This is a genomic window from Paraburkholderia sp. (assembly GCF_035656215.1).
Lineage (GTDB): Bacteria > Pseudomonadota > Gammaproteobacteria > Burkholderiales > Burkholderiaceae > Paraburkholderia.
Window position 1 is genome coordinate 1 of sequence record NZ_DASRSY010000227.1, and the last position, 5,610, is coordinate 5,610.

General features: G+C 61.7%; 4 protein-coding genes and 2 pseudogenes. All 6 read right to left on the reverse strand.

All coding sequences use genetic code 11. The features are described 5' to 3' along the window. Positions 1-238 (reverse strand): annotated as a pseudogene (locus tag VFE81_RS12955) (peptidoglycan endopeptidase); the annotation flags it as partial. A 205-nt stretch (positions 239-443) separates the two neighbouring features. Further along, positions 444-2,318, reverse strand: coding sequence for a PhoH family protein (locus VFE81_RS12960; RefSeq protein ID WP_325044976.1), 1,875 nt, complete (start codon positions 2,316-2,318; stop codon positions 444-446). Between the two features lie 350 nt (positions 2,319-2,668). Next, positions 2,669-3,130: a peroxiredoxin gene (locus VFE81_RS12965; protein WP_054034536.1), complete on the reverse strand. Its 462-nt coding sequence runs from the start codon at positions 3,128-3,130 to the stop codon at positions 2,669-2,671. 156 nt (positions 3,131-3,286) lie between these two features. Then, positions 3,287-4,180, reverse strand: a complete 894-nt coding sequence (locus VFE81_RS12970; protein WP_325044977.1) for a polysaccharide deacetylase family protein — start codon at positions 4,178-4,180, stop codon at positions 3,287-3,289. 10 nt (positions 4,181-4,190) lie between these two features. Next, complete coding sequence (locus VFE81_RS12975) at positions 4,191-5,237, reverse strand: bifunctional UDP-4-keto-pentose/UDP-xylose synthase (RefSeq protein WP_325044978.1); 1,047 nt, start codon at positions 5,235-5,237, stop codon at positions 4,191-4,193. After that, positions 5,234-5,610: pseudogene (locus VFE81_RS12980) on the reverse strand (formyltransferase); the annotation flags it as partial. The gene VFE81_RS12975 and the pseudogene VFE81_RS12980, both read right to left, overlap by 4 nt.

The following is a 5,610-nucleotide window of genomic DNA, read 5'->3' on the forward strand; positions in this document are numbered from 1 at the left end:
TATCGGGCGTATTGCCACCCCAGCGGTATGGAATGCCGACCAGACTCATCGCCTGGATTGAAATTTCCTCGCGACCGATGCTGTGATCCACGAAGTTCGGAAAGCCTGACGGCGGCGCATGATAAGCGCCGTTCGTGACCACGACCGACGAACCCGGCCGGCGCGACGTCTTCTGCGGCGCGCCGGCGCAAGCGGCGAGCAGCATAACGGTCAGCAGCGAAAGGGCGAGTCGGCGCATGAAGACGAAGGGAGCGGTAAACGCTCGTTTAATGGCGGACGATTTCGGGATGGTAGCCCGTCGAACCTGGCTCAAGCAAGAATTCTTGATAAATTACTTGAAGTTCGTGTGCTAAGTGTTGCCCATCGGAAACGCGTGCCCAATAAAAAAGCCGCGTCCGGGGCGACCCGGACGCGGCTTCCAGCCAAAGCTAAAGCGTTGAAACTTAAAGGATCTCTGACGCGTAATCCGCCAGGCGCGAACGCTCGCCGCGCGCCAGCGTCACATGCCCGCTGTGCGCCCAGCCCTTGAAGCGGTCGACCACGTACGTCAGACCCGAGCTGCCTTCCGTCAGGTAAGGCGTATCGATCTGCGCGATATTGCCCAGGCAGATGATCTTCGTGCCCGGACCGGCGCGCGTGACCAGCGTCTTCATCTGCTTCGGCGTCAGGTTTTGCGCTTCGTCGATGATCAGATACTTGTCCACGAACGTACGGCCGCGCATGAAGTTCATGCTCTTAACCTTCAGGCGCGAGCGGATCAGTTCCTGAGTCGCGGCGCGGCCCCATTCACCGGCGGCGTCGTCGGTTTTCTGCAGGACTTCGAGGTTGTCGTCGAATGCACCCATCCACGGCTGCATTTTTTCCTCTTCCGTACCTGGCAGGAAGCCGATGTCTTCACCGACCGGCACCGTTGCGCGCGTGACGATGATCTCGTTGTAGCGCTTGTCGTCGAGCACCTGTGCAAGGCCGGCCGCGAGCGCAACCAGTGTCTTGCCGGTGCCGGCCTGACCCAGCAACGTGACGAAGTCGATATCTGGATTCATCAGCAGGTTCAGCGCGAAGTTCTGCTCGCGATTGCGCGCCGTGATGCCCCACACGTTGTTCTTGTGGTGGCCGTAGTCGCGCAAGGTTTGCAGCAGCGCCGTCTTGCCGTTCAGTTCGCGCACCAGCGCGTGGAACGCCGGCTCGCCGTTCTGTGGCTCCAGATACACGAACTCGTTGACCAGCATCGAGGCGCACAGCGGACCCGTCACGCGGTAATACGTGGTGCCGGTTTTCGTGTCCTGCCAGCTCTCCATGCCCTTCGCGTGCTTGGTCCAGAAATCCTGGGGCAGCGCGCGGATGCCCGAGTACAGCAAATCGCTGTCTTCGAGCACCTGGTCGTTGAAGTAATCTTCCGCGGGCAGGCCGAGCGCATGCGCCTTGATGCGCATGTTGATGTCTTTCGACACCAGCACGACCTGGCGATCCATCCGGTCGCGCTGCAATGCACGCACCACGCCGAGAATCTGGTTGTCGGCCTTGCCTTCCGGAAGACCTTCGACCGGCTCGATGGCGTTGAGCTTGGTCTGGAAGTACAGGCGCCCGGACGCCTCACGGCTGCCGAGACGCGCAAGCGAAATGCCGTCCGAGATGTTGCCGGCGTTCGCCACCAACGCGTCCAGCGTGCGGCTCACCTGCCGCGCGTTGCGCGCGACTTCGGACATGCCCTTCTTGTGGTTGTCGAGTTCTTCCAACGTCATCATCGGTAGATAGACGTCGTGTTCCTCGAAACGGAACAGGCAGCTTGGATCGTGCATCAGCACGTTCGTGTCGAGCACGAAAAGCTTCTGCATTTCGAGCGGGTCTGCGGCTGCGCCGCGCTTCTTGCTGGTGCCGCGCGTGCTGGGTGCCGCGGCTGCGGGCGTGCTGGCGGCCGGGTCCTTCGCGCTTGGCGCGCGCGCGACGACCGGCTGCGATTTAGCCGCAGGCGTAGAAACAACTGCCGGCTCGGCTTGCGGACGGGCAGCGGGAACCGGTTGCAGCAATGCGGCGGTCTGCTTCGATTTGCGGCGCGGCGCCGGTGCAGCTTGCTCGGCGGATGCAGACGCAACAGAGGAAGCCGACGACGCCGGCACGGGCCGCAACGTGGTCGCGGCATTGGCGGCGTGTGCCATCGGCGTGGCGACATTCGCACGGCCGTAATCGGTCGACTCTGCGGATTCCCCAACGACCGCCTGTTTCTTCGCGGCGGAGCGCGCCGGCGTGGCGGCTTTGGCCTTGTATTCGTCAGGCGGCAGGAGATTGCCGAGCTTGCTGGGGGGGGTAGGCAAAGGCATGGTTTCCCTCGAATTAATCGGGTCACATTTCGTGCGCCGCCTGTCGCATTCTGCCGGTGCCACCAGTGGGTGTACACGCAGTTTGCGCCCGGAGGCGCGCATTCGGTCTAGAGATGCCGGTTCGCCTGGTCTTCGATCGGCTCCTTAACGGAAGCGCGTGGCCGAGTGAACGAACGGCTCTGCGCAATTAAAAAAGCCGCTGCCCCGGCGTACGGGACAAGCGGCTCGCCTTCGGTTATCGCGTTGCGCCTCACGACTTCGACGGAACCGACAAAACGGTCGTCAAGTCCGGCGCAGCTACGAAAAGTGTGGGGTGGACAGGCACTCATTGGAACCCAATATAACGCGCCTCAAAGCGCTTGTACAGCCTCCAGAATGTCGTCGACGTGCCCAGGCACTTTCACGCCACGCCACTCCTGGCGCAGCACGCCTTCGGCGTCGATCAGGAACGTGGAGCGTTCGATCCCACGCACTTCTTTGCCATACATTTTCTTCAATTTCATGACGCCGAAGAGCGCGCACAAGGTTTCCTCCGGATCCGAGATCAGCGGAAACGGCAGCTCGAGCTTTGCCTTGAAATTGTCATGAGAGCGCAGGCTGTCGCGCGACACGCCGAGAATTTCCGCACCGGCCTTCTTGAATTTTGGATACAGATCGCGGAATTGCAGACCTTCGGTCGTGCAGCCCGGCGTGTTGTCCTTCGGATAGAAATACAGCACCACCTTCTTGCCCCGCAGCTTGGACAGCGTGATCTCGCCACCGGTAGCGGGGGCGGTAAAGTCGGGGATGGGTTGGTCGACTGCGATGGGCACGTGGTTCTCCGGTTGTTATGGCCGATGTCACAGTACTTGCACGTGCAACTGCTGTGGCGTCGGCCTGGCATCGAGGCTTTGGGGGGAGGTTGCCCGGCCACGCGGTGTACGTTCTCGCGACGGTCGGATTGTCAGGGCCGGCTGTAGCCTGGTCAGTCAGGGCTGGACAATCAATTCGCCGGAGCGGCCTGGAATTTCGCCCCACGTAACAGGGTACGATGGCAGCGTGCTGCGGTCCAGCGTGGCGTAGTAATCACCCATGGTCGCGAAGGTGTGACCTTGCGCGCGCCAGCCTTCCAGCAACTGTTCGAAAATCGGCGCGAGCTTTTGTCCTTCGAGTTCCGCATGCAGCGTGAACACCTGATCGTGCGGGTTGTTTTCGGTGTGCTTCAGCATCCACGCGGCGACGTTGTGCTCGTCGACACCATCTACGCCCAGCACTTCGTCGAGCGTGGGCAGCGTGGTGGGCATCTGCACATGCGACAGTTGCCTGCCGCCAACTACCGGCAGATAGGGCGAGTGGCCACGGCCGTCGGACGCGTAGTGCATGCCCCACGCGTCGATCTGCTCAAACGCATGCCCGTTCATCTGCCAGCCCGCCGCGCCGTGCGTGGCGGGCGGCGCGCCGAAGATCGCGACGAAGCGGTTGAAGCTCTTCTGCATCTGCTTCTCGGTCCACTCACGGTCTTGCGAACGCACATTGTCCTGCCAGTAAACGTGGTCCCACGTATGGATGCCACATTCGAAACCGGCTTCGTGAATCGCGCGCATTTCCGCGGCGGTCTTCACGCCGATGTCCGGCCCGGGCAGCAGCACGCCGTACATCAATTGCTTGATGCCGTAATGCTCGACCACCGACGTGCGCGACACCTTCTTCAGAAAGCCCGGCCGCAATACGCGGCGCATCGCCCAACCGGTGTGGTCGGGGCCGAGGCTGAAGAGGAAAGTGGCGCGCGCCTTGAAGCGGTCGAAGATGCGTGCGAGATTCGGCACGCCTTCGCGGGTGCCGCGCAGCGTGTCGACGTCGATCTTCAGGACGATACGAGCCAAGGATCAGGCCTTATTGTTGTTCGACGAGCGCGCGCGCTTCGGCGACGTGGCCACGATACGCTTCGAAAATCTTGCGCAGCGCTTCGTCGAAAGTCGACTTCGGCGCCCAGCCGAGTTCCTGCATCGTGTTGTCGATCTTCGGCACGCGGTTCTGCACGTCCTGATAGCCAGCACCGTAGTACGCGCCCGAGGACGTTTCAACCAGTTGCACCTGCTTCGCGAGCTCGGCGTATTCCGGGAATTCGGCGGCCAGCGTCAGCATCTTGTGCGCAAGTTCACGCACCGAGAAGTTGTTGGTCGGGTTGCCGATGTTGTAGATCTTGCCCGTGGCGATGCCGTCCTTGTTATCGATGATTTTCATCAGCGCGCCGATGCCGTCATCGATATCGGTGAACGCGCGCTTTTGCGCGCCGCCGTCCACGAGGCTGATGTTCTCGCCGCGCACGATATGGCCGAGGAACTGCGTGACCACGCGCGAGCTGCCTTCCTTCGGCGTGTAGATCGAATCGAGGCCCGGGCCGATCCAGTTGAACGGACGGAACAGCGTGAAGTTCAGGCCTTCCATGCCGTAACCCCAGATCACGCGGTCCATCAACTGCTTCGAGCACGCGTAGATCCAGCGCGGCTTGTTGATCGGGCCGTACGACAGTTGCGACTCTTCCGGGTCGAACTGTTCGTCCGTGCACATGCCGTAGACCTCGGAGGTCGACGGAAACACGAGGTGCTTGCCGTACTTGACGGCCGAACGCACGATCGGCAGGTTCGCCTCGAAGTCGAGTTCGAACACGCGCAGCGGCTGCTTCACGTACGTGGCAGGGGTGGCGATCGCGACCAGCGGCAGGATCACATCGCACTTCTTGATGTGATACTCGACCCACTCCTTGTTGATCGTGATGTCGCCTTCAAAGAAGTGCATCCGCTCGTGATTGATGAGGTCGCCGAGACGTTCGGTCTGCATGTCCATCCCGAAGACTTCCCAGTCGGTCGTTTCGAGAATGCGTTTGGACAGGTGATGGCCGATGAAGCCGTTCACACCCAGAATCAGGACTTTTTTCATGAGTAACGGGGACTTTGGAGGGGAGTTTGGATGAGCCGGGCGAATTCGTAAGGGGTGACAACGGTTTCGTTGCCGTCATGCTGGTGCCGCAATTCGTGGATGGCGATCGCGCGACCGTCGCCGCATATCGCGAAAACGGCATTATCGCTTACGTGCAGGCCCGGCGGCAAATCCGAGCGAAGTGCGCCGGGCGCAGCCAGACGCGCACGGGCGATGACGAAACGCTGGTCGCCGATATCGGTAAACGCGCCGGGATAGGGCGGCGCGACCGCGCGGATCAGGTTGTAGACCTGCTGCGCGGGTTGCGTCCAGTCGATCCGGCCGTCTTCCGGCTTGCGCCCGCCATAGTAGCTGCCGTGCGACAGATCGTTCG